22 protein-coding genes and 1 pseudogene are annotated in these 25,273 nt (G+C 65.1%); 9 read left to right on the forward strand and 14 right to left on the reverse strand.

The annotated features are described in order from the left end of the window. Positions 1-179 precede the first annotated feature (179 nt). Positions 180-1,730: a helicase HerA-like domain-containing protein gene (locus JDO7802_RS12880; RefSeq protein ID WP_055087240.1), complete on the forward strand. Its 1,551-nt coding sequence runs from the start codon at positions 180-182 to the stop codon at positions 1,728-1,730. Between the two features lies 1 nt (position 1,731). Beyond that, entirely contained in the window at positions 1,732-2,229 is a 498-nt protein-coding gene (locus tag JDO7802_RS12885) for a GNAT family N-acetyltransferase (RefSeq protein ID WP_245624186.1), read from the forward strand. A 126-nt stretch (positions 2,230-2,355) separates the two neighbouring features. Here JDO7802_RS12885 and guaA read toward each other — a convergent pair whose 3' ends face one another. Then, a complete protein-coding gene (gene guaA / locus JDO7802_RS12890) occupies positions 2,356-3,921 on the reverse strand; it encodes a glutamine-hydrolyzing GMP synthase (RefSeq protein WP_144430695.1) in 1,566 nt (521 codons plus the stop codon). A gap of 157 nt (positions 3,922-4,078) precedes the next feature. On the opposite strand from guaA, the gene JDO7802_RS12895 reads away from it, so the two are divergent. Next, positions 4,079-5,629 (forward strand): trimethylamine methyltransferase family protein, encoded by a 1,551-nt coding sequence (locus tag JDO7802_RS12895; RefSeq protein ID WP_055087242.1) that lies wholly within the window; start codon positions 4,079-4,081, stop codon positions 5,627-5,629. A gap of 18 nt (positions 5,630-5,647) precedes the next feature. On the opposite strand, the gene JDO7802_RS12900 is transcribed toward JDO7802_RS12895, so the two are convergent. Further along, positions 5,648-5,935, reverse strand: a complete 288-nt coding sequence (locus JDO7802_RS12900; RefSeq protein ID WP_055086196.1) for a DUF6477 family protein — start codon at positions 5,933-5,935, stop codon at positions 5,648-5,650. 475 nt (positions 5,936-6,410) lie between these two features. On the opposite strand from JDO7802_RS12900, the gene JDO7802_RS12905 reads away from it, so the two are divergent. Then, positions 6,411-7,238 carry a DUF6456 domain-containing protein gene (locus JDO7802_RS12905; RefSeq protein ID WP_306455362.1) on the forward strand — a complete coding sequence of 276 codons (828 nt, stop codon included), beginning with the start codon at positions 6,411-6,413 and terminating at the stop codon, positions 7,236-7,238. A 66-nt stretch (positions 7,239-7,304) separates the two neighbouring features. On the opposite strand, the gene JDO7802_RS12910 is transcribed toward JDO7802_RS12905, so the two are convergent. Together JDO7802_RS12910 and gltX are read right to left on the reverse strand one after the other, a co-directional pair. Further along, positions 7,305-8,600, reverse strand: a complete 1,296-nt coding sequence (locus JDO7802_RS12910; protein WP_055086201.1) for a citrate synthase — start codon at positions 8,598-8,600, stop codon at positions 7,305-7,307. 109 nt (positions 8,601-8,709) lie between these two features. Beyond that, positions 8,710-10,125 carry a glutamate--tRNA ligase gene (gltX, locus tag JDO7802_RS12915; protein WP_055086202.1) on the reverse strand — a complete coding sequence of 472 codons (1,416 nt, stop codon included), beginning with the start codon at positions 10,123-10,125 and terminating at the stop codon, positions 8,710-8,712. A gap of 110 nt (positions 10,126-10,235) precedes the next feature. Here gltX and JDO7802_RS12920 point away from each other — a divergent pair, with 110 nt between their 5' ends. Further along, complete coding sequence (locus JDO7802_RS12920; protein WP_055086204.1) at positions 10,236-12,308, forward strand: ComEC/Rec2 family competence protein; 2,073 nt, start codon at positions 10,236-10,238, stop codon at positions 12,306-12,308. Here JDO7802_RS12920 and lexA read toward each other — a convergent pair. The 6 genes from lexA to JDO7802_RS12950 form a co-directional block, all read right to left on the reverse strand. Further along, positions 12,302-12,997: a transcriptional repressor LexA gene (gene lexA, locus JDO7802_RS12925; protein WP_055086206.1), complete on the reverse strand. Its 696-nt coding sequence runs from the start codon at positions 12,995-12,997 to the stop codon at positions 12,302-12,304. The two genes, JDO7802_RS12920 and lexA, sit on opposite strands and share 7 nt — an antisense overlap. 92 nt (positions 12,998-13,089) lie before the next feature. Further along, complete coding sequence (locus JDO7802_RS12930) at positions 13,090-14,262, reverse strand: molybdopterin molybdotransferase MoeA (RefSeq protein WP_055087243.1); 1,173 nt, start codon at positions 14,260-14,262, stop codon at positions 13,090-13,092. Continuing rightward, positions 14,259-14,741, reverse strand: a complete 483-nt coding sequence (gene moaC / locus JDO7802_RS12935; RefSeq protein WP_055086208.1) for a cyclic pyranopterin monophosphate synthase MoaC — start codon at positions 14,739-14,741, stop codon at positions 14,259-14,261. The genes JDO7802_RS12930 and moaC overlap by 4 nt, the downstream gene beginning before the upstream one ends. Beyond that, positions 14,738-15,550, reverse strand: coding sequence for an indole-3-glycerol phosphate synthase TrpC (trpC, locus tag JDO7802_RS12940; RefSeq protein WP_055086210.1), 813 nt, complete (start codon positions 15,548-15,550; stop codon positions 14,738-14,740). The genes moaC and trpC overlap by 4 nt, the downstream gene beginning before the upstream one ends. Next, on the reverse strand, positions 15,547-16,566 hold the full coding sequence (gene trpD / locus JDO7802_RS12945; RefSeq protein WP_055086212.1) for an anthranilate phosphoribosyltransferase: 1,020 nt from the start codon (positions 16,564-16,566) through the stop codon (positions 15,547-15,549). Before trpD ends, trpC begins: the two co-directional genes overlap by 4 nt. Then, a complete protein-coding gene (locus JDO7802_RS12950) occupies positions 16,563-17,150 on the reverse strand; it encodes an anthranilate synthase component II (RefSeq protein WP_055086214.1) in 588 nt (195 codons plus the stop codon). Before JDO7802_RS12950 ends, trpD begins: the two co-directional genes overlap by 4 nt. Before the next feature lie 126 nt (positions 17,151-17,276). On the opposite strand from JDO7802_RS12950, the gene JDO7802_RS12955 reads away from it, so the two are divergent. Next, the gene (locus tag JDO7802_RS12955) at positions 17,277-18,908 is read left to right on the forward strand and encodes a divergent polysaccharide deacetylase family protein (protein WP_055086216.1); all 1,632 of its coding nucleotides are present in this window, start codon (positions 17,277-17,279) and stop codon (positions 18,906-18,908) included. On the opposite strand, the gene JDO7802_RS12960 is transcribed toward JDO7802_RS12955, so the two are convergent. From JDO7802_RS12960 to mnmA, 4 genes are all read right to left on the reverse strand, one after another. Continuing rightward, positions 18,905-19,738 (reverse strand): arginyltransferase, encoded by an 834-nt coding sequence (locus JDO7802_RS12960; RefSeq protein WP_055086218.1) that lies wholly within the window; start codon positions 19,736-19,738, stop codon positions 18,905-18,907. The two genes, JDO7802_RS12955 and JDO7802_RS12960, sit on opposite strands and share 4 nt — an antisense overlap. Positions 19,739-19,862: 124 nt before the next feature. Beyond that, entirely contained in the window at positions 19,863-20,327 is a 465-nt protein-coding gene (locus JDO7802_RS12965) for an RDD family protein (protein WP_055086220.1), read from the reverse strand. Between the two features lie 67 nt (positions 20,328-20,394). Then, complete coding sequence (locus tag JDO7802_RS12970; RefSeq protein ID WP_055086222.1) at positions 20,395-20,820, reverse strand: DUF2852 domain-containing protein; 426 nt, start codon at positions 20,818-20,820, stop codon at positions 20,395-20,397. A 310-nt stretch (positions 20,821-21,130) separates the two neighbouring features. After that, positions 21,131-22,273 (reverse strand): tRNA 2-thiouridine(34) synthase MnmA, encoded by a 1,143-nt coding sequence (gene mnmA / locus JDO7802_RS12975; protein ID WP_055086224.1) that lies wholly within the window; start codon positions 22,271-22,273, stop codon positions 21,131-21,133. A gap of 123 nt (positions 22,274-22,396) precedes the next feature. Between mnmA and sciP the strand changes: the two genes are divergently transcribed. The 3 genes and pseudogenes from sciP to ligA all read left to right on the forward strand — a co-directional run. Continuing rightward, on the forward strand, positions 22,397-22,675 hold the full coding sequence (gene sciP / locus JDO7802_RS12980) for a CtrA inhibitor SciP (RefSeq protein ID WP_055086226.1): 279 nt from the start codon (positions 22,397-22,399) through the stop codon (positions 22,673-22,675). A gap of 92 nt (positions 22,676-22,767) precedes the next feature. Then, entirely contained in the window at positions 22,768-23,475 is a 708-nt protein-coding gene (ctrA, locus tag JDO7802_RS12985) for a response regulator transcription factor CtrA (protein ID WP_055086227.1), read from the forward strand. 200 nt (positions 23,476-23,675) lie between these two features. Then, a pseudogene (ligA, locus tag JDO7802_RS12990) lies at positions 23,676-25,273 on the forward strand (NAD-dependent DNA ligase LigA); the annotation flags it as partial.

Below are 25,273 nucleotides of genomic sequence, written 5' to 3' on the forward strand. Positions count from 1 at the left end.
TACGTTATGTCAGGGAAGAGGCGGGGCGCTGGTCGTGTCGACCCGGCCTGTCGAGCGACGAAAAAAGCCGCGCGGAGGGAGAGACCGCGCGGCCAGTCGACAGGGAGAGAGGGATCGCAGACTGTGCGACGGCCCTCCCTGCTGTTATGGCCATGCAAGGTTAATAACGGGTGAAGATGATGACGGATCAGGTGGTGACGATTTTCGCGGGCGGCGGCGGCGATGCGTATGCGGACGCGCAGGGGCTGCGCCTCGATTATGCCAACCGCCACGGTCTGATCGCGGGGGCGACGGGCACCGGTAAGACCGTGACCCTGCAGATCCTGGCGCAGGGCTTTTCAGACGCGGGCGTGCCGGTCTTCCTGTCTGACGTCAAAGGCGACCTGTCCGGTCTGGCCAAGCCGGGGTCGACCGATCACAAACTGCACGGGCCGTTCACCGAACGGGCGGCGACGATCGGATTGGACCTGACCTATGCCGCCGCCCCCGTCACCTTCTGGGACCTGTGGGGGCAAGCGGGGCATCCGGTGCGGACCACCGTGTCCGAGATGGGACCGCTGCTGCTGTCGCGGTTGCTGGAGCTGACCGACGCGCAGGAAGGCGTCCTCAATATCGCATTCCGCGTCGCGGACGAAGACGGGCTGGCGCTTCTGGATCTCAAGGATCTGCAAGCACTGCTGGTCTGGGTGGCCGAGAACCGCAAGTCGCTGTCCAGCCGCTATGGCAATGTGTCCAGTGCGTCGGTGGGCGCGATCCAGCGCAGCCTGCTGACGCTGGAGACGCAGGGCGGCGCGAACCTGTTCGGAGAGCCGGCGCTGGACCTGGCCGACCTGATGCGGCTGGCCGGGGATGGGCGTGGCATGGTCAACGTGCTGGCCGCCGACAAACTGATGGCGTCGCCCCGCCTTTATGCGACGTTCCTGATGTGGCTGCTGTCGGAATTGTTCGAGCAATTGCCCGAGGTGGGCGACCCGGACAAGCCGCAGCTCGTCTTCTTTTTCGACGAGGCGCATCTGCTGTTCGACGATGCGCCCAAGGCCCTGATCGACAAGGTGGAGCAGGTGGCCCGCCTGATCCGGTCCAAGGGCGTCGGCGTGTATTTCGTGACGCAGAACCCCGAGGACATCCCCGAGGATATTCTGGGCCAATTGGGCAACCGGGTGCAGCACGCCCTGCGCGCGTTCACCGCCAAGGACCGCAAGGCCCTGCAACAGGCGGCGCAGAACTACCGCGAAAATCCGGCCTTCGACATCGAGGACGCCATCCGGGAGGTCGGCGTGGGCGAGGCGGTGACGTCCTTTCTGGAGCGCAAGGGCATCCCCGGCATGGCGCAGCGCACGTTGATCCGACCGCCCAGTTCGCAACTGGGGCCGATCACCGGCGCGGAGCGTGCCGACGTGATCCGCGCATCGGATCTGGCCGGGAAATACGAGGCGCAGGTGGACCGGCAAAGCGCCTTCGAAATCCTGACCAAGCGGGCGGCAGACGCGGCGCAGGCGGCAGAGAAGGCGGAGGCCGAAGAGCAAGAGGCCGAGGCCGCGACGCGGGAGTACAAGGCGGGACGCCGGTATTCAGGCAAGACGGTCAGCCGCTCGACCTCCAAACCCAGAAGCCGGCGCGGCGACAGCGTGGGCGAGGCCTTTGCCAAATCCTTCGCGCGGTCGCTGGGAACGCGGGCGGGTCGCAGCATCGTGCGCGGCGTGCTTGGCGGTTTGTTCCGGGGACGGTGACGTGATTCTGCGCCCTCCGCGCCCTATGGATGCGATGGAGATCACGGCGATCCATGCCGAAGGACTGGCGACGGGCCACGCGTCGTTTCGGGCCGAGCCAATCGGGTGGAAGGATTTCCATGACGGGCATCCATTGGCGTTGGTGGCGGAAGATCGGGGGATCGTGGTTGGATGGGCCGCATTGGCCCCGACGTCTCCGCGCGACACCTATGCAGGGGTCGGCGAGGTCAGCACCTATGTCGGCGCACAGGCCGTGGGGCGGGGTCTGGGCCGGAGCCTTCTGTCCCGGTTGATCACGGACAGCGAAGCGCAGGGGTGGTGGACCTTGGTGGCACAGATATTTCCGGAAAACCGGGCCAGTATCGCACTGCACCGGGCATGCGGGTTCGACATCGTGGGCACGCGGGCGCGTCTGGGCCGGATGACGCACGGGCCGATGACCGGCCAGTGGCGAGATGTGACGATGATGGAGCGGCGCAGCGCGGTGGCGGGACGGTGAGCGGGGCGATCTGGTCGACGTCGCGTGTTCGTCTGATCTGTCCGGCCGGGATGATTCCTGCGGTCGCATCTTCTAGGGTCGCATCGCCGCTGCATCCGGCCAGTCAATTATCCGCAGAACAGACCGTCATTCCCACTCGATCGTGCCCGGCGGCTTCGACGTGATGTCGTAGGTCACGCGGTTGATGCCCGGGACCTCGTTTATGATGCGGGTCGCGGTTTCGCCCAGGAAGTCATGGGTGAAGGGGAAATAGTCGGCCGTCATACCATCGACGGAGGTCACGGCGCGCAGGGCACAGGCGAAATCATAGGTGCGCCCGTCGCCCATGACGCCGACCGTTCGGACGGGAAGGATCGCGACGAAGGCCTGCCAGATGTCGTCGTAAAGGCCATGGCGCCGGATCTGATCGATATAGACGGCATCAGCCTTGCGCAGAATTGCCAGCTTTTCGCGCGTGATCTCGCCCGGGCAGCGGATGGCGAGGCCGGGGCCGGGGAAGGGGTGGCGGCCGATGAAGCTGGGCGGCAGACCGAGTTCGCGCCCCAATGCCCGAACCTCGTCCTTGAACAGCTCGCGCAGCGGTTCGACCAGTTTCAGACCCATCTTCTCGGGCAGGCCGCCGACATTGTGGTGCGACTTGATCGTGACCGACGGCCCGCCGGAGAAGGAAACGGATTCGATGACGTCGGGATAGAGCGTCCCCTGCGCCAAGAATTTGGCGTCGCCGACGGCCGTGGCGTGTTTCTGGAACACGTCGATGAAGAGCCGTCCGATGATCTTGCGCTTGGTTTCGGGGTCGGAGACGCCGTCGAGTTCGCCCAAGAACAGCTCCTGCTCATCGGCGTGGATCAGGGGCATGTTGTAGTTGTCGCGGAACATGGTGACGACCTCTTCGGCCTCCCCCTGTCGCAAGAGGCCGTGGTCGACGAAGACGCAGGTGAGCTGATCGCCGATCGCCTCGTGGATCAGGACGGCGGCAACGGAGCTGTCGACGCCGCCGGAGAGGCCACAGATGACTTTGGCGTCGCCGACCTGATCGCGGATCGCGGCGATCGCCTGTTCGCGGTAGCCGGCCATGGTCCAGTCGCCGGTGAAGCCGGCCAGACGGACGAAGTTTTCGTAGAGTTTGGCGCCCTTGGGCGTGTGGTGCACCTCGGGGTGGAACTGCATGCCATAGAAGTGGCGTTCGGCGTCTGCGACGACGGCAAAGGGTGCGCCGGGCGACGTGGCATAGACCTCGAACCCGTCGGCCAGGCGCGAGACGTGATCGCCGTGGGACATCCAGACCTGTTCGCGGCCCGTCGCCTCCAACCCGTCGAACCAGCCCTGAAGAAGGTCCAGCGGCTGGGACGGGGTGACGTAGGCGCGACCGAATTCGGCGGTACCCTCGCCGCGCGTCACCTGTCCGCCCAGCATCTGCATCATCACCTGCTGGCCATAGCAGATGCCAAGGACCGGCACGCCCAGATCGAAGATCTCGGCCGGTGGACGGGGTGAATTCGCGTCGGGAACGGAGGCGGGACCGCCCGACAGGATCACGGCCTTCGGCGCGTAATCTGACAGGAATTGGGGCGTCACGTTCTGGAACGGGTGGATTTCGCAGTAGACGTTCAATTCCCGCAGGCGGCGCGCGATAAGCTGCGTCACCTGGGATCCGAAGTCGACGATGAGAAGGCGCTGATGATCGGGCATATCCATGCCCCGCCGCTTACGCCGCAGCGGTGCGCGGGGCAAGTCGTGCGCCGCACCGCCGATGTCGCTTTCGTCCATGGGGGGTGCGCAAACGGTCGGCGGGCGGGGCTGGGTGCAGGGTATTGCCAAAGACAGCGCGACATTCGGGGGAACGCACATGGCGGACGGGACAGCGACACGGGGACGACGCGGCGGCGGCGGCGCGGCCCGGCGGGCCGAACGGACCAGCACCAAAGTCGATCAGGCCGGGACCATCACGCGCAACATCCCGAATTACGAAGTGCTCGACGAAGCGGCGCTGACGATCATCGAGACCAACGCGGACATCGTGCTGGAAGAGATTGGCGTCGCCTTTCCCGAAAACGAGGCCGCGCTGGAGTTGTGGCGCGCCGCGGGTGCAGAGATTCGCGGAGACCGGGTCCATATCCCCAAGGGTCTGGCGCGCGAGTTGTGCAAGACCGCCCCCGAATCCTTTACCCAGGTGGCCCGCAACCCCGCGCGCAACGTGACGATCGGCGGTCGCGATCTGGTGCTGGCCCCGGTCTATGGCCCGCCCTTCGTGCGCGACGCCGAAGGGCGCCGCTATGCCACGATGGCCGACTTCGAGAAATTCGTGAAGCTGGGCCATATGTCGAAATGGTTGCACCATTCGGGCGGCACCGTGTGCGAGCCGACGGATGTGGCGGTCAACAAGCGGCACTATGACATGCTGTTGGCGCATATGACGTTGACCGACAAACCGTTCATGGGATCGGTGACGGAGCCGAGCCGCGCGCAGGATTCGGTCGAGATGTGCGACATCCTGTTCGACGACGGCGACGGCACGGGCCTGAACGGGCGCACCGCGATGATCAGCCTGATCAACATCAACTCTCCGCTGACGTTCGATTCGATCATGATGGGCGCGCTGGAGGTCTATGCGCGGGCGAATCAGGCCTGCATCATCTCGCCATTCATCGTGGGCGGGGCGATGGCGCCGGTTTCGGTGATGGGCACTTTGACGCAGGTGATGGCCGAGGTGATGGCGGGCGTCGCGTATTCGCAGCTGGTCAAGCCCGGCGCGCCGGCCGTGTTCGGGGCCTTCGTGACGTCGATCGACATGAATTCCGGGGCCCCCACCTTCGGCACGCCCGAGGCGGCGCAGATCACCTATGGTGCAGGGCAATTGGCCCGGCGGCTGAACCTGCCGTTCCGCAGCGCGGGGTCGTTCAACGGCTCGAAATTGCCCGATGCGCAGGCCGCCTACGAGACGGCAAATTCGCTGAACGCGGGGCTGCTGGCGGGTGTAAATTTCATGCTGCATTCCTGCGGCTGGCTGGAAGGGGGCTTGGTTGCGGATTTCGAGAAATTCGTGATGGACGCCGATCAGCTGGGCATTCTGCACAAGATGGCCAAGGGCATCGCCGTCGATCCGGAGTCGCAGGCGATGGACGCGCTGCGCGAAGTGGGTCCGGGCGGGCATTTCCTTGGATGTGCGCATACGCAGGCGAACTTCAAGACGGCGTTCTGGAAGTCCGATCTGCTGGATTATAAACCCTTCGAGACCTGGGCGGACGAAGGGTCGCGTGATACGCGGGCGCTTGCGGCGGCGCGGGTCGACAAGCTGCTGGGCGATTATGTCGAGCCGGTGTTGGACCCCGCAAAACGCGCGGCCCTGCTGGAATATGTGGCGCAAAAGAAGGCGTCGATGCCCGACGCCTTCATGTAAGGAAACGCGTCCGGGCGATTACGTCGCGGCCCGTCGAAATGCATGCGCCTCGGCCATCAGCGCGACAAGGATGTCGACGTGCCGGGGATAGCTGTAGTTCTTGTCAACGCTGAGGCGTCGGTCTTCGAGCGCCGCCTCGATCGGCAGCAGCTTCTCCAGAGCCGCCTTGGGCGAGGCGGGAATCGCGACGCGCAGCATGCGGCGCAGATCCCGACGCCTGCGGTAAAGCGAGGTCCCGTTCGCCGCCGCTTCCACAAGCAAGCGGGGGCGGCGCATCTGGTCGAGTTCGGCGGAAATCTTGCACATCTTCGGACGTTCCTTGGCTGATGGATCTGTGCCGATCATGGCCTCGTCGCGACCTGTGTTGCGCAATTGGGGGGTGGGCCGTTCGCTGTCTTGCGGTCGTTTACACTTTGGAAACATTTGGCGCGGAAACCGGCCCAATTAACGACTTGGTAACCAATCCAAGCGAGGTCTGACTGCGTTTTCCACAGGACCCGCTTCGGAGTTTTCGATGCACTCGACGACCAATCAGAACGCCACCGCACCGTTGCCCGAATGGGTCCCGGCCTCGACGCGGGCATACCTTGCCCACGCCGTTCAAGGGCGCGCCCTGCGCGATGTCGCCCAGGCGAGCGGGTGTGCCGCGTCGACGGTTCTTCGGCAGATCCGAAAGGTCGAACAACGGCGCGACGATCCGCTTGTGGATGACATGATCGAGCGGCTTTCCGAAGTCGCGACAACAGGCATTGATCAAACTGACCCGAAGGATGGCCCCTCCATGTCCGCTCTCCCAGCACGTGACTCACTGATTAACGACGAGCAGCTCAACCACGAGGCTAAGCGCGTTCTGCGCCGGCTCTGCGAAACGGATGCCTTTCTGGCCGTTGGGCAGGGCATGCCGCAGGCCGTGGTGTTGCGCGACACTGGCGACACGCCGACGCGAACGGCGACGGTGCCCAAAGCGGTCGCGCAGGCCTTCGTCCTGAAGGATTGGGTGTCGTGCTTCAAGTCCGGCAAGATCACCCGGTACCGCATCACCGACGCCGGGCGCGCGGCGCTCAAGCGGTTGCTGAACGAAACGCTGGCCGCGCGGCAGGAGGCGCGGGGCATGGCCGAGGCGGCAAGCCCGTTCCTGACCCAGCACATGGAAATGGGCGAGCGGGTCGGGTCTTCGGGCGAGACGTTGCGCGTGAATTTGACCGAGTCGCCGTTGGGCGGTCTGGCCCGCAAGAAGGACCGCGACGGCAAACCGTTCCTTGCGATGGATCTGGTCATTGCCGGCGAACGTCTGCGCGCCGATTTCGAGGCGGCACAGATGGGTCCGCGCGTCGGTCAGAATTGGGAGCGGTTCCTGACGCCCGGCGATCGCGGCCAGATGCGGCCCGGTGACCCCATGGGCGGGCCGGAGGATGCCCGCGCGCGGGTCAGCGGGGCGTTGCGTGCGCTTGGGCCCGGCCTTGCGGACGTGGTTTTGCGCGTTTGCTGTTTTCTGGAGGGGTTGGAGACGACCGAAAAACGGCTTGGCTGGGCCGCGCGGTCCGGCAAGATCGTCCTGCGGATCGCGTTGCAGCGGCTATCGGCCCATTACGACGGGCTGCACCGCTAGGACGCTGTATCTGTCGAACCGAAAAACGCCGCCCCATGGGGCGGCGTTCTACGTCTGGTATTGCCGTCAGCGTTTTTCGACGGGAACGTAGTCGCGCTGCGTCTCGCCGGTATAAAGCTGCCGGGGTCGCCCGATCTTGAGCGCCGGATCGGACAGCTGTTCCTTCCATTGCGAAATCCACCCCACGGTGCGCGAAAGCGCAAAGATGGGCGTAAACATCGACGTCGGGAACCCCATCGCCTCCAGAATGATGCCGGAATAGAAATCGACGTTCGGAAACAGCTTCTTCTCGGCGAAATACGGATCTTCCAGCGCCTGACGCTCAAGTTCCTTGGCGACCTGAAGGATCGGATTGTTTTCCACGCCCATCAGTTCCAGCACCTCGTCGGCGCTTTCCTTCATCACCGTCGCGCGCGGATCGAAGTTCTTGTAGACGCGATGGCCGAAGCCCATCAGGCGATAGCTGTCGTTCTTGTCCTTGGCGCGGGCGATGAACTCGGGAATGCGATCGACGGTGCCGATCTCTTTGAGCATTTCCAGGCAGGCCTGATTGGCGCCGCCGTGTGCGGGGCCCCAAAGACACGCGATGCCGGCCGCGATACAGGCGAACGGGTTCGCGCCCGACGAAGACGCCAGCCGCACGGTAGAGGTCGAGGCGTTCTGCTCGTGGTCCGCGTGCAGCGTGAAGATGCGGTCCATCGCCCGCGCAAGGATCGGATCGACGACATATTCCTGCGCCGGCACCGAGAAGCACATGTGCAGAAAGTTGGACGCATAATCGAGATCGTTGCGCGGATACACGAAGGGCTGTCCGATGGAATACTTGTAGGCCATCGCCGCGATCGTGGGCACCTTGGCGATCAGGCGGAAGGTCGCGACCTCCCGCTGCCATTCGTCGTGGATGTCCGTGCTGTCGTGGTAGAAGGCTGACATTGCGCCGACGACGCCGACCATCGTCGCCATCGGATGCGCGTCGCGGCGGAACCCACGGAAGAAATTGTGCATTTGTTCGTGGATCATGGTGTGGTTGGTCACCGTGGTCTCGAACTCTTCCAGCTGCGCGGCGGAGGGCAGGTTGCCGTAGAGCAGCAGGTAGCAAACCTCCAGATAATGCGATTCCTCAGCCAGCTGACCGATGGGATAGCCGCGGTGCAGCAAGACACCTTCGTCGCCGTCGATGAAGGTGATCGCGCTTTCGCAGGCGGCGGTGGAGGTGAAGCCTGGATCGTAGGTGAAAACCCCCGACTTGCCATAGAGCTTGCCGATGTCGACAACGTCGGGACCGACGGTCGGCGTATAGATAGGAAGGTCGAAATCCTGGCCGCCGATCGTCAGTTTCGCGGTTTTCGAAGTGTCAGCCATGTGCGTCCTTTCAAAGTGTCGCGACATGAAGAACATGCCGCAACCGGTTGTTTCGCCCGACTATTCATCGTGCAAGGCGCATTGTTAACCGCGCCCGGATCAGGTCTGTTCAGCTTTCGGAGTTTGCGGCGTCTTGCAGCCGCGCAAGGGTTTCATCCCGCCCGAGAACCAACATCATGTCGAAAACGCTGGGTGTGGCGGTGCGACCTGCCAGCGCCGCGCGCAGCGGCGCGGCCAGCTTGCCCAGACCCAGCCCCTTGGACTGCGCCAGATCACCCACGACACCTTCCAGCGCATCGCGGCTCCAGCTAGCATTCTGCAGGTGCGGCGTCAATTCGCGCAGTATGCCACGGGATACCGTATCGAGAGCTTTTGCGGACTTGTCGTCCTGCGTAATCGGGCGAGAGGTCAGTGCGAAATGCGCCCGATCCAGCAGTTGCGGCAGCGTCCGGCTGGCATCCTTGACGATCGCGATTGCGGGCCGCAGCCGGGTGGCGTCGATCGGGGCGCGGCCGGCCCGGTCGCTCCAATCGTGTAGGGCGGACAGGATGTCGTCGTCGGACATCGTGCTTAGATGCTGCCCGGAAAGGTTCTCCAATTTCTTGAGGTCCAGACGTGCGGGGGCCCGGCCGATCCCCCCAAGGTCGAACCACTCAATCGCTTGCGCATCGGTGAAGAATTCGTCGTCGCCGTGGGACCAGCCAAGGCGAGCCAGGTAGTTGCGCAAAGCCCGTGCCGGGAACCCCATTTCGGCGTATTCCTCCACGCCGGTGGCGCCGTGGCGCTTGGAAAGTTTCTTGCCATCCGCCCCGTGGATCAGCGGGATATGCGCCCAGACCGGCTGCGCCCAGTCCATCGCATCAAAGATCTGCGCCTGACGCGCGGCATTGTTCAGATGGTCGTCCCCGCGGATGACATGGGTGATGCCCATATCGTGATCGTCCACCACCACGGCCAGCATGTAAGTCGGCGTTCCATCGGACCGCAGCAGCACCATGTCGTCCAGCTGATCGTTGCGAAACGTAACGTCGCCCTGCACTGCATCGCGGATCACGGTCGTGCCGTCGCGCGGCGCGCGCAGGCGGATGACGGCTGGCGCGTCGGGATGGTCGATGGCGGGGACATCGCGCCAGGGCGACTGGAACAGGGTCGACCGGCCGGCGGCGCGCGCCTCTTCGCGGAACGCTTCGATCTCCTCTTGGGTCGAGAAGCATTTGTACGCACTGCCCTCCGCCAACATCTGATGGGCGACCTGCGCATGTCGGTCGGCGCGGTCGGCCTGGCTGACGATGTCGCCATCATGGTCCAACCCCAGCCAGGTCAGGCCGTTCAGAATGGTCTGCGTCGCTTGCTCGGTCGATCGCGCCCTGTCCGTGTCTTCGATCCGCAACAGGAATTGCCCACCGTGGCGACGGGCGAACAGCCAGTTGAACAGCGCCGTACGGGCCGTGCCGATGTGCATCGTTCCGGTGGGGGACGGCGCGATCCGGGTCACGACGGGGGGCGCGGGGGCGGCGGCTGACATTGGTATTCCTTGGCTTGACGGCAATCGGACGGCGCTTGGTTAACGAATTGTAAACCACACGGCGCGCATCATCGCAGGGTTGATATTCAGCCCAGAGGGGGAGGGCAAGGATGCACCGGACCGACGCTGCTTTGCACGCGCCGCCCGCCCTCTGGGTGCGGGCGGTCGAGGCGTGTCAGGCGTTGCGCGGTCATCGCCTGCCTTGGCTGGCCGTCGCTTTGGGAACCGGAGTCGGCGGATACTTCGCCCTGCCGGTGGAGCCGGGGCCGATGGTGCAGCTTGCCTGGGCTTGGTTCGGGTTGATGTTCGGGTGGCTGGCGTGGCGACTGCGCGCTTCGGTGGGGTTCGTGTTCCTGATGATCTGTGTCGCGATCTTGGGCGGCGCGGTCGCGCAGATAAGGACGCAGATCGTGGCCGGACCGGTTCTCGACTTTCGCTACTACGGCGCGGTCGAAGGGCGGATCGTCGCGCTGGACCGGTCGTCGTCCGGGGCGATGCGGGTGACGCTGGACAGGGTGCGGTTGGACCGCATGGCACCCGACCGAACGCCGCGGCGCGTCCGCCTGTCGTTGCAGGGCGAGGTCGCGACGGACGCGGCGGTGCCGGGCGCGCGGATCATGACGACCGCGCATCTGCTGGCCCCGTCCGGCCCGACGGAGCCTGGCGGCTTCGATTTCCAGCGTCATGCGTGGTACCTGAGCTTGGGCGCGGTCGGGTACACCCGCGTGCCGGTCTTGCGCGCAGGGCCGGACCCGGGCGGTCTTGGCCCGGCCATCGCACAGGCACGGGGCGCGGTCGCGTCCGCCTTCCGCACGCGGATGCCGGGGCAAGTTGGCGAAGTCGCCGCCGCAATCACGACCGGGGATCGGTCCGGATTGTCGACGGATGTGACGACGGCCCTGCGCGCATCGAACCTGGCGCATCTGCTGGCAATTTCTGGCCTTCACATGGGGCTGTTGGTCGGCTTCGTCTTCTGGTTGGTGCGCGGCGGGCTTGCTTTGATCCCTTCAATCGCGCTGCACCATCCGACCCGCATCTGGGCGGCGCTTGCCGCCTTTCCGTTCGCGACGGCTTATCTGTTGCTGTCGGGCGGCAGCATCGCGACGCAACGGGCTTTCATCATGGCGGCCGTGATGTTGGGCGCGATTGTGTTGGGCCGGCGCGCCCTGTCGATGCGGTCGATCGCCATTGCCGCGATCATCGTGCTGCTCTGGCATCCCGAAAGCCTTATGGGGCCGGGGTTTCAGATGTCGTTCGCCGCGACCGGCGCGCTGATCCTCGTGTTCGTCGGCTTGTCACGGTTGGAGCGGCCGAACATCCTGCGTGGTTGGCGCGGGGGTGTCGTGTCGTTGCTGCTGTCGTCCGTTGTGGCCGGGGCAGCCACGGGCCCGATTGCGGCGCTACACTTTAACCGGATCGGCCACTACGGCGTGCTGGCCAACATGCTGGCTGTACCGATGATGGGGATGGCGGTCATGCCGCTTCTGTTCGTGGGCCTGATGCTCATTCCGCTGGGTCTGGATGCGATGCCGTTGTGGGTCGCCGGATGGGGCATACGCTGGATCCTGGAGGTGGCGGACCGGGTGGCGGACCTGCCCGGCGCGGTCAGTATGGTTCCGGCCCCGATCTGGCAGGTGCTTCCGATTTTGGGGGCCGGCATGGCGGTCGTGGCGGCAGCGCGAAGTCATATGGCGCGCGGTGTCGGTGTCGTCCTGATGGCCGTCGCGGCAAGCCTTTGGGCACAAAGCCCGCGTCCCGATGTTCTTATCTCCGACGATGCCCGGCTGATCGGGCTTCGCACGGACGACGGCCGCTGGCTCAGCCGCGAAAGCGGGGTGAGCTTCGTCGCCGGTATCTGGCTGGAAAACGACGGCGACGCCGCGACGCAGGAACAGGCGGCGGCGCGCCCCTATCCCCCCGACCTGCCGATCCGCATCCACCACGCGCCGACGAAGACTGCATTGCCGGCGGCGGTGCAGGACTGCGCGGGCGCGCCCGGATGGCTTGTGGTGGCGGTGCAGCCGGAGGTCGTGCCAAAGGGATGCCGCGTCATCGGGCCCGCCACGTTAGAGCGCACCGGCTCCATCGCGCTCTACTTCGAGGGCGAGGATATCACGATGCAGACGGCGACGCGGGTCCAGGGCGTGCGGCCCTGGTCCCGCGCCAGCCGTCAGGATCAGTAGCTGCGGATCAGACCGACCAGACGGCCCTGAACCTGAACCTGATCGTCGCGCAGCAGACGCGTCTCATAGGCTTGGTTCGCCGCTTCCAGCGCGATCATTCCGTTCGTCTTGCGATACCGCTTCAGCGTCGCTTCGTGCCCTTCGACCAACGCGACGACGATCTCGCCGTTGTCGGCAGTGGTTTGTTCGCGGATCACGACGATGTCACCGTCGTTGATGCCCGCATCGATCATCGAGTCGCCGTGAACCTCCAGCGCGTAATGCTCTCCGCCCCGGTCCAGCATCTGGCCGGGGACGGCGACATGATGGGACACTTCGCTGATCGCCTCGATCGGTACACCGGCGGCGATGCGGCCCATCACGGGCAGGTCCTGGGAATACGTCTCGACCCGCATCGCGCGGGCGGGGGCCGGCGCGGGTGCTGCAGCCGATCCTTCGATCACTTGCGGCACGAAGGTCGATCCCGCCGCCAGATCTTCGGGCAGGCGCGTGATCTCGATTGCACGGGCGCGGTGCGCAAGGCGGCGGATGAAACCGCGCTCCTCCAACGCCGTGATCAGGCGGTGGATGCCGGATTTCGACCGCAGGTCCAGCGCATCCTTCATCTCGTCGAAGGACGGCGGCACGCCATCACGTTGCACGCGTTTGTGGATGAAGGCGAGAAGATCGCGCTGCTTTCGGGTGAGCATTTCAGGTCCCTCATGTTGCGGCGGCCGACGGGCCGGTCACATAATGTTCTATTAAGGTTCCTGTTTTGTGTCAACGCCTGACCGCAGCGGGATCAGGCGGGCAATCGAAGCGCTGAGACCCCCTCGCCGGCGACGCGTGCCGGATCGCCGGGCGGGCGGACGACCAGGTGTGTCGCGTCGCGCAAAACGCTCAGAAGGCTGCTGTCCTGACGATCCAACACGGTGATCCGACCGTCACGCACCTGCGCACGCATGTAATGCTGTCGGGGGCCATTCGCCGCGATGGCGTCCGCAAGCGGGTATGACAGTATTTCGGAAAAATTCGGCAGGCCCTGCATCCTGCGCAGCATCGGCAGGATGAAGATCACCCCGCAAACCATTGCCGATACGGGATTTCCAGGCAGGCCGACCAGCGCCATATCTCCCATGCGACCGGCCAGAAGCGGTTTGCCCGGTCGCATGGCGACCTTGTGAAACGACAGATCCAGACCGGCGTCACCCGCCACGTCGGCAATCAGATCGTGATCGCCGACGGATGCTCCGCCGATGGTAATCAAAAGATCGGCCCCGGCGGCCAGGCGAAAGGCTTGCGACAGACTTGCGGCGGTGTCGCTGGCGATGGGCAGGATGCGAACCTCAGCGCCTGCGGCTTCGCACATCGCGGCCAGGCCATATCCGTTTGACGCGGTGATCTGACCTTCGGCCAACACCTGTCCGGGGGGACGCAATTCATCACCGGTCATCAGCAGGGCCACGACCGGCTTTCGCGCGACGGGCACCAAGCCATGCCCCATGGCGGCCAGCAGGGCGCTGTCACGACTGCCCAACGGGGTGCGGGGCTGATGAACCTTTCCTTTGGCGAAATCGCCGCCGCCCGGTCGGATGTTGGGTCCATCGCCCGGTGCACCGGTCACTGTGATGCGGTCGCCGTCGCGCCGAACATCCTCCTGAATGATGACGCGCGTCGCGCCCGGTGGGATGGGCGCACCGGTGAAGATGCGAACGGCGTCTGAATAGTCGAGAACGCCGACGAAGGGATGACCCGCCGCCGCCTCGCCGATGATCGTGAAAGTGTCATCCGGTTCGGCGTCCTTGACTACGGCGTAGCCATCCATGGCCGAGGCATCGAAAGGCGGCTGATCGTGCAGGGCGGCAAGCGGTTCTGACATCACACGACCGGCCGCAGCGCGAAGTGTGACCGTTTCGGTCGGCAAGGGCGCGACCAGGCCCAGCAGGTGATCGAGCGCCGCCGCGACCGAAATCACCGGGCCGGAGCCTTCCACGTGCCCGATTTTCCGCCTGTCTTGGACAGCAGGCGAATGCCGCCGATCTCCATGTCCTTCTGCACCGCCTTGGCCATGTCGTAGACGGTCAGGCAGGCGGTCGTGACGGCCGTCAGCGCCTCCATCTCCACCCCGGTGCGTCCGGCGGTGCCGACGGTTGCCGTGACGCGCAGGCCCGGCAGAGCGTCGTCGAGTGCGATGTCCACCGTGACCTTGGTGATGGGCAGCGGGTGGCACAGCGGAATCAGGTCGGCGGTCCGCTTGGCCCCCATGATGCCGGCCAAGCGCGCGATGCCGACAACATCGCCCTTCTTTGCTGTGCCGGATCGAATGATTTCAAGAGTTTCAGGGTCGACCTTGATAAATCCTTCCGCCACGGCGATCCGGGTCGTTTCCGCCTTGGCCGAGACGTCGACCATATGTGCGGCCCCGCTGGCGTCAAAGTGGGTCAGGCCGCTCATCGGCCTGATACCAGCGGATCGGCCAGCAGGCGACGGGTCGCGGCGGCCACATCGTCCTGCCGCATGAGGCTTTCGCCGATCAGGAAGCAGCGCGCCCCGTACTGCGCCATATCCGCCAGGTCTTCGGGCGTGGTCAGACCAGACTCGGACACGAGAATGCGGTCGACGGGCGCACGGCGCGACAGGTCGCGCGTGGTGGCCAGATCGGTGACGAAAGTGTTCAGATCGCGATTGTTGATGCCCAGCAACCGGGATTTGAGGTCGGCAGCCCGCTCCAACTCGGTGCGGTCGTGGACTTCGATCAGGGCATCCATGCCCCAGTCGGTCGCCGCTTCCTCCAGCTCCTGCGCCTGTGCGTCGGACACGCTGGCCATGATGATCAGGATGCAATCGGCCCCCAGCGCGCGGGCCTCGGCCACCTGCCAGGGATCATACATGAAATCCTTGCGCAGCACCGGCAGGTCGCAGGCGGCGCGGGCGGCGACCAGATAATCCTCGTGCCCCTGAAAGCTGGGCGCATCGGTCAGCACCGACAGGCAGGTCGCGCCCCCGGCGGCATAGGCCTCGGCGATGGCGGCGGGATCGAAATCGGCCCGGATCAGACCCTTGGACGGGCTGGCCTTCTTCACTTCGGCGATCAGGCCATAGCCTTCGATCGTGGCCTGTTGCAGTGCGTCTGCAAAGGGGCGAACGGCATCGGCCTCCCGTGCGGCGGCTTCGATCGCCGTCTGGTCGCGCTCCGCCTTGCGGGCGGCGATCTCATCCAGCTTGTAGGCCTTGATCTTTTCCAGGATGGTGGGTGTGGTCATGCGGCGGACTCCGTCGTCAGTTTGGCGAGGGCCTGGACTTTTCCGAGCGCGGCCCCGCCGTCGATGGATTTTCTCGCGATTTCAACGCCGTCCGGCAAGGAGTTCACGCGTCCCGCCACGACCAACGCGGCGGCGGCATTGAGCAGCACCGCATCGCGGTAGGCGCTCGCCTCGCCATTCAGCAGGGCGCGGAAGGCGTGGCCATTCTCTTCGGGGGTGCCGCCGATGATCGCCTCGAATGGATGTGTCGGCAGATCGGCGTCGTCGGGTGTGATGGTGCGTTCCGTCACCTCTCCTCCGTCCAACACGGCCACGGCGGTCGGCCCGGCGATGGAAATCTCATCGGTCCCGTCGGCACCGTGCACCAGCCAGGCGGCTTCGGACCCCAGCGCGCCCAGCACTTCGGCCATGGGGCGGATCAGGGCGGGGGAATAGGCCCCGGTCAGTTGTCGCTTCACACCCGCCGGGTTGGTCAGCGGGCCCAGAACGTTGAACACCGTCCGCGTCGCCAACTCGCCGCGCACCGGCATAACGTGGCGTGTGGCCGGGTGGTGCATGGGGGCCATCATGAAGCAAATGCCGACCTCGGCCAACGCGCGTTCGGCCACGTCCGGGCCGACCATCACCTCGATCCCCATCTGGGTCAGGACATCTGCGGCCCCGGACTTCGACGAGAGGTTGCGGTTGCCGTGCTTGGCGACCGGAACGCCGCATCCCGCGACGACGAAGGCCGTGGCCGTCGAGATGTTCAGCGTGCCTTTGCCATCGCCGCCCGTGCCCACGATGTCCATCGCACCGGGGGGGGCGGCCACGCGGTTCATGCGGGCACGCATCGCGGCGGCGGCGGCTGCAATCTCTCCCACCGTTTCGCCGCGCGTGCGCAGCGCCATCAAAAGGCCGGCGATTTCCACCGGGGTCGCCTGGCCATCGAAGAAAGCGGCGAAGGCCATCTCGGCCTCCGCATCCGTCAGGGGGCGGTCGGGGGCTGCGTTCAGGAGGGGCTTCAGGTCGATCATGTCGCGACCGCCGCGGGCATCATATCAAGGAAGTTGCGGATCAGCGCGTGACCGTGTTCGGAGGCAATGCTTTCGGGATGGAACTGCACCCCGTGGATCGGCAGATCGCGGTGGCGCAGACCCATAATCAGGCCCGATTCCAGTTCGGCATTCACGATCAGATCGTCGGGCAGGGTGTCGCGATCGACGATCAGCGAATGATAGCGGGTCGCGTCATATTCCATCGGCAGACCTGCGAAGACGCCGGTGCCGTCGTTGCGCATCCGACCTAGCTTGCCGTGGACGATTTCACCGGCGCGCACGACCTTGCCACCGAAGGCCTGCCCGATGGCCTGATGGCCGAGACAGACGCCGAGCAGGGGGGTCCGCGTCTGGGCGCAGGCCTGTACGAGGCCCAGGCAGATGCCCGCCTGATCGGGGTCGCAGGGGCCGGGCGACAGCAGGACGCCCGCGGGGTTCAGCGCCATCGCGGCCTGGACGTCCATCGCATCGTTGCGCACCACGCGCACCTCCGCCCCCTGTTCGCCGACGTAGTGGACCAGGTTCCAGGTGAAGCTGTCGTAATTGTCGATCAGCAGAAGCAAGCCAAACCCTCCGGAACATGCGTGCGGGGCTGTTCACGCCCGTCGGTCGGGTTATACAGGACCAAAGGCCCGGCGAAAGGGTCATCGGCGCGCGGGAACGGTGCGCCAGGGCAAGGAGTTCGGGGCATGATCAAGGGTATTCTGTTGGGATCGGCCAGTGCGCTGGCGCTGTCTGCCCTGTTCTTCGTCTCGGTCATCCTGATCGCTCCGCCGCCGCAATCGCCCACGCGGCCTGCGGCCTCGCTCCCCGATGCGCCGACGCTGCGTGACCAGGCCGAGAGCACGCCGCGCGTGCCCGAGCGGCCCGTGCGCGACGATGCCGTCGTCGCCGAGGCCCCGGCGGTTCCCACGGGTGATGCAACCCCCGGCGTGGAGGTTCCCGCAGGCAGCCAATTCAACCGCCCCCCCGAAGATCGCGCCGCCCGAACGCCCGGCGTCGAGGCGGCACCGCGCCCCCTGGCGGTGACCGAAGGGCTGCGCGCGGGGACGACCCCGACGGATGCGCCCGCGCCGCAGACCACAAGTGCCACGCAACCGACGCCCGGCATCATCGCGGGCTTCGGGGCCGCCCCGCAGGTCGGGGATGCCCCGGCCGTGCCACGCCCGACCGATGAGCTTGCGCCCCGAACCTTTGGGGAGGTCAATATGGCGGCGGAATCGGCCGCTGCGCCGGCGGATGTCGAAGCGCCCGAAGCGCAACCGGTGCCGGTGCCGGTGATTGAGACGGCCGAGGCGGAAGGAGAGCCAGAGCCGGCTGCCGTGGTCGGGCCCTATGTCTCCGAGACAGAGGCCGCGCCATCAGCCCCGTCGACACCCGACGGAGAGATCGAACTGGCTCAGGCTGAAACCTCGCAGGACGTCGCGCCGGCCGAACCTGCGCAAGATGACCGGGACGCGGAGCCGCAGATCACCGTGGTGGAAACCCCGCTGGTGGTGCCGCGCGCCGAGACCCCCCAAGACGACGCCGAACCGGACAATACGGTGATGCCCCGTCGTCTGATCCTGGACAGCGAGCGGCAGGAGGATGATGCGGATGCCGACGTCGTCACAGTCGCACCGCCGCCCCCGAAGGGCGCGCTGGATCTGCAAGCGGCGAATTTCGAGAACCCGAACGATCTGCCGCTGATGTCGATCGTCCTGATCGACGATCCCGCCTTCGACGTCGACCGAGAAAGCCTGACGGCCTTCGATTTTCCGGTGACCTTCGCTATCGACCCGACCCGGCCCGACGCGGCTGAGGTCGCCGCCGTTTACCGCGCTGCGGGGCACGAAGTCGTGGCCCTGGCGGATATCTTCCCCCAAGGGGCGACACCGCAGGATATCGAGGTTGCCGCCTCTGCCATGCGCCGCGCGTTGCCGCAGGCCGTCGGCCTGCTGGACCGGGCGTCGGGTGGTGTGGCCGGCGACCGCGCCGCGCTGGACGCGCTGCTGCCGGCGTTGGAAGAAGCGGGCATGGGGTTGCTGGCCCATCCCGCGGGCCTGAACACCGGTGTGACCACGGCGCGGCGCGAAGGGGTTCCGGCGACGACGCTCTACCGTGTGCTCGACGACGATGCGGAACGGGCCCCGGTCATCGTGCGCTATCTGGACCGGGCCACGTTCGAGGCGGCGCAGGACGGCACGACAGTCGTGCTGGGTCGGGCCACGTCGCAGACGGTGACGGCGATCTATTCCTGGCGATTGGGAAACCGGGCGGAGCAGGTGGCGGCGGCCCCGCTGTCGGCGGTGCTCAAAGCGGCGGGCGAAGCCGAGCCCTAAGTCGTTGCCACATCCGGCAGTTCGATCTGCGCGACCTGTTCGGCGATCGGCTCCACCGACAGGGGATGGGTGGCATGGGCATGATCGGTGGGATGGCCGATCGGTTGCCAAGCGCGATCCTTGAAGATTTCGAGCGCGGAAAAATGCGCCTTGTATCCCATTTTGGGCGATCCGGGCACCCAATACCCCAGATAGACATAGGGCAGGGGCGCTTCGCGCGCGATGTCGATGTGGTCGAGAATGATATGAGTGCCGAGCGATTCCGCCGGCAAGTCCGGATCATAGAACGAATAGACCATCGATAGCCCGTCATCGAGAACGTCCGTCAGACAGACGGCCCGCAATTCGGGCAGGCCACCGGTTTCCACGGCGCGGTCGTCCCAGTATTCGATGACGCGGGTGCGAACCGGCGTCTCCTCGATCATGGCTGCGAACTCGAAGATGTCCATGTCGGCCATTCCGCCATCGGCATGGCGCGCGGTCAGGTATTTGCGGAACAGGGCATATTGGTCTTCGGTGGCCCACGGCGATGTGATCTCGCGCCGCAGGTGGGCGTTGCGGCGTGTCGTCTTGCGCTGCGACCGGTTGGGCGTGAAGTCTTCCAGCCGGATGCGCGCGGACAGGCAGGCGGTGCAATCGGCGCAGCTGGGCCGGTAGAGGACGTTCTGCGACCGACGGAACCCCTGCTTGGACAGCTTGTCGTTGAGCGCGCCAGCACCGGAACCCTGCAGCGCGGTGAAGAGCTTCCGCTCCCGCCGACCGTCGATATAGGGGCAAGCCTGAGGCGCAGTTACATAGAACTGCGGCGTCAGAGGAAGGCTGTGGCGCATGAAGTCAGGATCCTGTCTCTCTGATGACCTGACCGTAGTGACCCGGCCCGGCAGGTCAATGGGAAAGACCTGTCGGGCCGCTGTGGTGCGCATTTCGCTACAATGCGTCGCCAATTCAGTCGGATCAGGCGGGGCGATTGATGGCTGCGCTGCCCAGCACCATGTCCGTAAGCGTTTGCCGCCGATCGGTCACCAGCATCGCGGCGATCGACGCCAGGATCGGCAGGATAAACATCATCGACCCGTAGTAGCCGAGGACATGGAGCGTGGCCTGGCCGGTGTCGAACCGATGGCCATCATGCCCGCGCAATTCGATTCCCATCAGTCGCATGCCCCACGTCGCGGAGCGATTGGAGAGCGTGGAGATACGGTAGAGCGCGCCAATCACGATGAAGAAGACCGGCCAGAGAAAGAAGCCGATGGTCAGCGTGGTGATCCCCGCCGCGACGGTCAGCGCGGTGATGACCGCGATGTCGACGACCCAGGCAAAGGTGCGCTTGACGAGGATGCCATCGTAGAATTGCGGCTCGGTCATCGCATCGGGCAGCGCGCTCGTGTCGGTTTGGGGCGTGTCGGTCCAATAGGTCATCGGCGAAGGGCTCCGGCAGAATGGAACGGAAGGGGAAGCCCCGCGCGGGATGCGCGGGGCAGGGGGGTCAGGCGGCGTCCTTGTCGTCGCCGTTGGTCTCGGACCGCTTTTCACGATCTTCCATGAACTGGTCGAACTCGGCCTTGTCCTTGGCTTCGCGCAGGCGCTGCAGGAATGTCTCGAAGGCTTCCTGCTCGTCCTCAAGTCGACGCAGCATGTCGGTCTTGTAGGTGTCGAACGCCTGGTTTCCGGAACTGCGGAACCGGGTCGGCGTCATGTGGCGGGCTGAGATGCGATGGGATTTTCCGCTGAACATGCGTTTGCTCCAAATCATATAGGCAAGGATGGCGAGGCCGACCGGCCACACGAAGACGAAGCCGAGGACCATGATCGCAATCCAGGCCCCCTTGCCGCGGGCGTCGAGCCAGTCGGTCGTGCGGGTGAACCAGGACGCGTTGGTCATCTGTCCGGCATAGGCTTGGGCGGGTGTCATCAGGGTCTCTCCTTTGCTGCCCGACGGTCCGGGCGGTGGATGGCCCTGTCTCCGGGCCGGGGCTATGTGAATGCGTTTCACATTACAGCAGATGGGAAGGGCATGGCGGTACGACAAGAGGGGCGCGGCAAAAAAGTTAAGCGGCTTTACATTGCGGCGGATAAGTCAAGATCGGGATGGTCGAAGGCGTCCCTGACCCATTCCGATACCTGCGAGAGATCATCGATTCGACATATACTGCACCGGTCTTCACTCGATGTTTCCCATGCCGATACAACCATGGGGCGATTTCGCCAGGACTGACCCGACGTCAATATCCGCGCCAGATCCATCCGCCGCCAAGGACCCGCGTGTCGTCCGACCCGTAGAAGACGCAGGCCTGACCTGGGCTGACCCCCTCTTCGGGCGTCAGCAGTTCGACTTCGGCCAGACCGCCGGGTTTGGGCCGCAGGATCGCGTCCCGCGGCGGGCGGGTGGAGCGGACTTTGACCCCGATGTGCCATTCCGCGCGGCTGTCGATCGGCGCGTCGCCCAGCCAGTTGATTTCCCGAATGGGGACAAGCCGCGTGGCCAGTTCGGACTTGGGGCCGACGATCACCTGCCGCGCGTCGGGGTCCAACCGCACCACATAAAGCGGGTCCGTCAGCCCGCCGATGCCCAGGCCGCGACGCTGGCCAATGGTATAGTGGATCACGCCCTCGTGCCGGGCAAGTTCGCGCCCGTCCATATCGACGATCGCACCGGGTTCGCCCGCGCCGGGGCGCAATTTTTCGATGACGGCCGCATAATCGCCATTGGGCACGAAACAGATGTCTTGGCTGTCCGGCTTGTCGGCGACGGGCAGGCCGTATTTCGCGGCCAAGGCGCGGGTCGCGTCCTTGTCGGGCAGGTGGCCAAGGGGGAACCGCAGGTAATCCAGCTGCTCGGCGGTGGTCGAGAACAGGAAATAGGACTGGTCGCGGACCGGGTCGGCTGCCTTGTGCAGCTCCGCTCCGCGCGTCCCCGTCTTGCGCTGGATGTAATGACCCGTCGCCATGCAGTCGGCGTCGAGATCCTTGGCCGTTTCCAGCAGGTCGCGGAACTTCACACGCTCGTTGCACCGGATGCACGGAACGGGGGTTGCGCCGGCAAGATAGGCGTCGGCGAATTCATCGATGACGGCGTCGCGGAACTTGTTTTCGTAATCCAGAACATAATGCGGAAAGCCCATGGTCTCGGCCACGCGGCGGGCGTCGTGGATGTCGCGCCCGGCACAGCACGCGCCCTTTTTGGCCAATGCGGCCCCATGGTCGTACAGTTGCAGCGTGACGCCGACCACGTCGTAGCCTTCGTCCGCCAATTGCGCGGCCACGACCGAGCTGTCGACGCCCCCCGACATCGCCACCACGACGCGCGTGTCGGCGGGGGCCTTGGGCAGGCCAAGCGAGTTGAGACGGGGCTGATCGAGAGGCATGGCGATATCCTGACGGGGAAGCGCCGCCACATATAGGAAAATGCGAGATATTCACAAGGCGCGGCTTCACATTGGATTAACGAGGTTCGGGCAGGAAGGCGGGGCAGTAAAAAGGAGCCTGCCATGTATCTCAGGAAGGGGCCCGGCCCGCGTGTCGTGACCTTGCCGGATGGCACCCAGATGTCGCGCGCAGATCTGCCGCCAGCCGGGACGACCCGTTGGGTCGCACGGCGCAAGCAGGCGGTGGTGCGCGGCGTGCAGGCTGGCCTCATCACACGCGAGGATGCGATCGCGCGCTATGACCTGTCGGACGAGGAACTGGCCGGATGGGAGGAGGCGATGGTGGCCCATGGAACCAATGGCTTGAAAACGACGCTGCTCCAGAAAATTCGACAATCTTAGGTTGATTGTAATTTTGCTCACGCCGATGGTAACGATAAGTTAACCATTTGGGCGACAGGGTGGCCCGACACCATAGCCTCCCGGAGAGAGAGATGCGTATCCTGCTCGTCGAAGACGACCCGACAACTTCCAAAAGCATCGAGATGATGCTCGGAAGCGCCAATCTGAACGTCTATTCCACCGATATGGGGGAAGAGGGAATCGATCTGGCGAAACTTTACGACTACGATTTGATCCTATTGGACCTCAATCTTCCCGATATCAACGGCCATGATGTCCTCAAGCAGCTCAGGATGAGCCGGATCGAGACGCCGATCCTGATCCTGTCGGGGTCCGATGACACCGAAAGCAAGATCAAGGGTTTCGGCGTCGGTGCCGACGACTACATGACCAAGCCGTTCCATCGGGACGAGCTGATCGCCCGTATCCACGCCATCGTGCGCCGGTCCAAGGGGCACGCGCAATCCATCATCAAGACGGGGCAGGTAGCGGTGAACCTCGACGCCAAGTCGGTGGAAGTCGATGGTCAGACCGTTCATCTGACCGGTAAGGAATACCAGATGCTGGAGCTTCTGTCCCTGCGCAAAGGGACGACGCTGACCAAGGAAATGTTTCTGAACCATCTCTACGGCGGCATGGACGAGCCCGAGCTGAAGATCATCGACGTCTTCATCTGCAAGCTGCGCAAAAAACTGTCCGAGGCGACGGGCGGAGAGACTCATATCGAGACAGTCTGGGGCCGCGGCTATGTCCTGCGCGATCCCGAAGGCAGCTCCACCGAACGGCTGATGCACGCCTGATCGGCTGACAGTCATGAGGGGTTGGCGATCTGCGGATTGCCTGCCCCTTTTTTCGTTTCCGCTCCAGTTCCGTCCCGGATATCGCGTCCAGCGTCCACCGTTCGAGAATCGGTTGGAAGCGGGCGGCGACGGCCCTATCACTTCGGAAGGAACGCGGGGGCCTTGCGGTGGTGGACAGGACTGAAATCGAAGTCGACGAAATGTCCGAAGCCGACGCGCGTGCGGAGCTTGCCCGCCTGGCCGAAGCCCTTTCGGCCGCCGATACCGCCTACCATGGTGAGGACGCCCCGCGGATCGACGACGCCACCTACGATGCGCTCAAGCGCCGGAATGCCGCGATTGAAAATCGTTTCCCCGATCTCAAAAGATCCGACAGCCCAAGTGACCGGGTGGGGGCGGCGCCATCGGAGGGGTTCGGCAAGATCCGCCATTCCAACCGGATGTTATCGCTTGGAAACGCCTTCGACACTGGCGACGTGGCGGACTTCGACGCACGCATCCGCCGCTACCTCGACCTTACCGCGGACGCCCCGCTCATCTACACCGCCGAACCGAAGATCGACGGCCTGAGCCTGTCGCTTCGCTACGAGAACGGCGCGCTGGTCCATGCCGCCACGCGCGGCAACGGGGAGGTCGGGGAGGACGTGACCGCGAATGCCCGCACCATCTCCGATCTGCCAATCGACCTGGTCGGTGCGCCAGAGATGCTGGAGGTGCGCGGCGAAGTCTATATGTCCCACGCCGATTTCGCGGCCCTGAACGCCCGGCAGGAGGAGGGTGGCGGCAAGACATTCGCCAACCCCCGCAACGCCGCCGCCGGAAGCCTGCGGCAGCTGGACGCGGAGATCACCCGCGCTCGTCCGCTGAGATTTTTTGCCTACGCCTGGGGCGAACTGTCTGAACCGTTGGCCGACACGCAATTCGAGGCACTGGCGCGGCTTGGCGCGCTGGGCTTTACGACGAACCCCGAGACCCGTCGTTGCACCTGCGTCGACGATCTGATCGCGCGGTACGATGCGATCGGCCATGCCCGGGCTGATCTGGGCTACGATATCGACGGCGTCGTCTATAAGGTCGACGATCTGACATTGCAGGCCCGGCTCGGTTTGCGTTCGACGACACCACGGTGGGCCATCGCCCACAAGTTTCCGGCCGAAACCGCTTGGACCCGCCTGTCGGATATCGACATTCAGGTGGGCCGTACCGGCGCATTGTCCCCCGTCGCGCGGCTGGAGCCCGTGACTGTCGGCGGCGTCGTCGTATCGAATGCGACCTTGCACAACGAAGACTACATCGCCGGTGTGGGGTCAAATGGCGAAACCATCCGCCGAGCCGATCTGCGCGTGGGCGACCGTGTTGAAATCTACCGCGCCGGCGACGTCATTCCCAAGGTGCGCGACATTGACCTGCCGGCCCGCCCCGCGGGCACGGTCCCCTTCGAATTTCCGCAGGTTTGTCCGGAATGCAGCAGCCCGGCCCTGCGCGAGCCGGGCGAAAGCATCCGTCGCTGCACCGGCGGCCTGATCTGTCCAGCGCAGCGGGTGGCCCGGCTCAAGCATTTCGTGGCGCGCGGTGCGATGGATATCGACGGTCTTGGCGACAAGGAGGTGGAGCGGTTTCACGATCTGGGTTGGGTCTGCGAACCGGCCGACATCTACACCCTGCGGGATCGGCACGGGTCCGGTCTGCAAACGGTCGCTAACCTGGAAGGATGGGGGGACACGTCCGCCACCAACCTTTTCGCCGGCATCGAAGCATCGCGAACCCAGGCGCTGGCCCGTGTTCTCTTCGGTCTGGG

It is taken from the genome of Jannaschia donghaensis (genome assembly GCF_001403795.1).
Taxonomy (GTDB): domain Bacteria; phylum Pseudomonadota; class Alphaproteobacteria; order Rhodobacterales; family Rhodobacteraceae; genus Jannaschia; species Jannaschia donghaensis.

Excerpts from the sequence above, each read along its gene's own strand:
- JDO7802_RS12880 (WP_055087240.1), top strand. The coding sequence starts at position 180 with ATGACGGATCAGGTGGTGACGATTTTCGCGGGCGGCGGCGGCGATGCG.
- guaA (WP_144430695.1), bottom strand. The coding sequence starts at position 3,921 with ATGCCCGATCATCAGCGCCTTCTCATCGTCGACTTCGGATCCCAGGTG.
- JDO7802_RS12895 (WP_055087242.1), top strand. The coding sequence starts at position 4,079 with ATGGCGGACGGGACAGCGACACGGGGACGACGCGGCGGCGGCGGCGCG.
- JDO7802_RS12900 (WP_055086196.1), bottom strand. The coding sequence starts at position 5,935 with ATGTGCAAGATTTCCGCCGAACTCGACCAGATGCGCCGCCCCCGCTTG.
- JDO7802_RS12905 (WP_306455362.1), top strand. The coding sequence starts at position 6,411 with ATGTCCGCTCTCCCAGCACGTGACTCACTGATTAACGACGAGCAGCTC.
- JDO7802_RS12910 (WP_055086201.1), bottom strand. The coding sequence starts at position 8,600 with ATGGCTGACACTTCGAAAACCGCGAAACTGACGATCGGCGGCCAGGAT.
- gltX (WP_055086202.1), bottom strand. The coding sequence starts at position 10,125 with ATGTCAGCCGCCGCCCCCGCGCCCCCCGTCGTGACCCGGATCGCGCCG.
- JDO7802_RS12920 (WP_055086204.1), top strand. The coding sequence starts at position 10,236 with ATGCACCGGACCGACGCTGCTTTGCACGCGCCGCCCGCCCTCTGGGTG.
- lexA (WP_055086206.1), bottom strand. The coding sequence starts at position 12,997 with ATGCTCACCCGAAAGCAGCGCGATCTTCTCGCCTTCATCCACAAACGC.
- moaC (WP_055086208.1), bottom strand. The coding sequence starts at position 14,741 with ATGAGCGGCCTGACCCACTTTGACGCCAGCGGGGCCGCACATATGGTC.
- trpC (WP_055086210.1), bottom strand. The coding sequence starts at position 15,550 with ATGACCACACCCACCATCCTGGAAAAGATCAAGGCCTACAAGCTGGAT.
- trpD (WP_055086212.1), bottom strand. The coding sequence starts at position 16,566 with ATGATCGACCTGAAGCCCCTCCTGAACGCAGCCCCCGACCGCCCCCTG.
- JDO7802_RS12955 (WP_055086216.1), top strand. The coding sequence starts at position 17,277 with ATGATCAAGGGTATTCTGTTGGGATCGGCCAGTGCGCTGGCGCTGTCT.
- JDO7802_RS12960 (WP_055086218.1), bottom strand. The coding sequence starts at position 19,738 with ATGCGCCACAGCCTTCCTCTGACGCCGCAGTTCTATGTAACTGCGCCT.
- JDO7802_RS12965 (WP_055086220.1), bottom strand. The coding sequence starts at position 20,327 with ATGACCTATTGGACCGACACGCCCCAAACCGACACGAGCGCGCTGCCC.
- JDO7802_RS12970 (WP_055086222.1), bottom strand. The coding sequence starts at position 20,820 with ATGACACCCGCCCAAGCCTATGCCGGACAGATGACCAACGCGTCCTGG.
- mnmA (WP_055086224.1), bottom strand. The coding sequence starts at position 22,273 with ATGCCTCTCGATCAGCCCCGTCTCAACTCGCTTGGCCTGCCCAAGGCC.
- sciP (WP_055086226.1), top strand. The coding sequence starts at position 22,397 with ATGTATCTCAGGAAGGGGCCCGGCCCGCGTGTCGTGACCTTGCCGGAT.
- ctrA (WP_055086227.1), top strand. The coding sequence starts at position 22,768 with ATGCGTATCCTGCTCGTCGAAGACGACCCGACAACTTCCAAAAGCATC.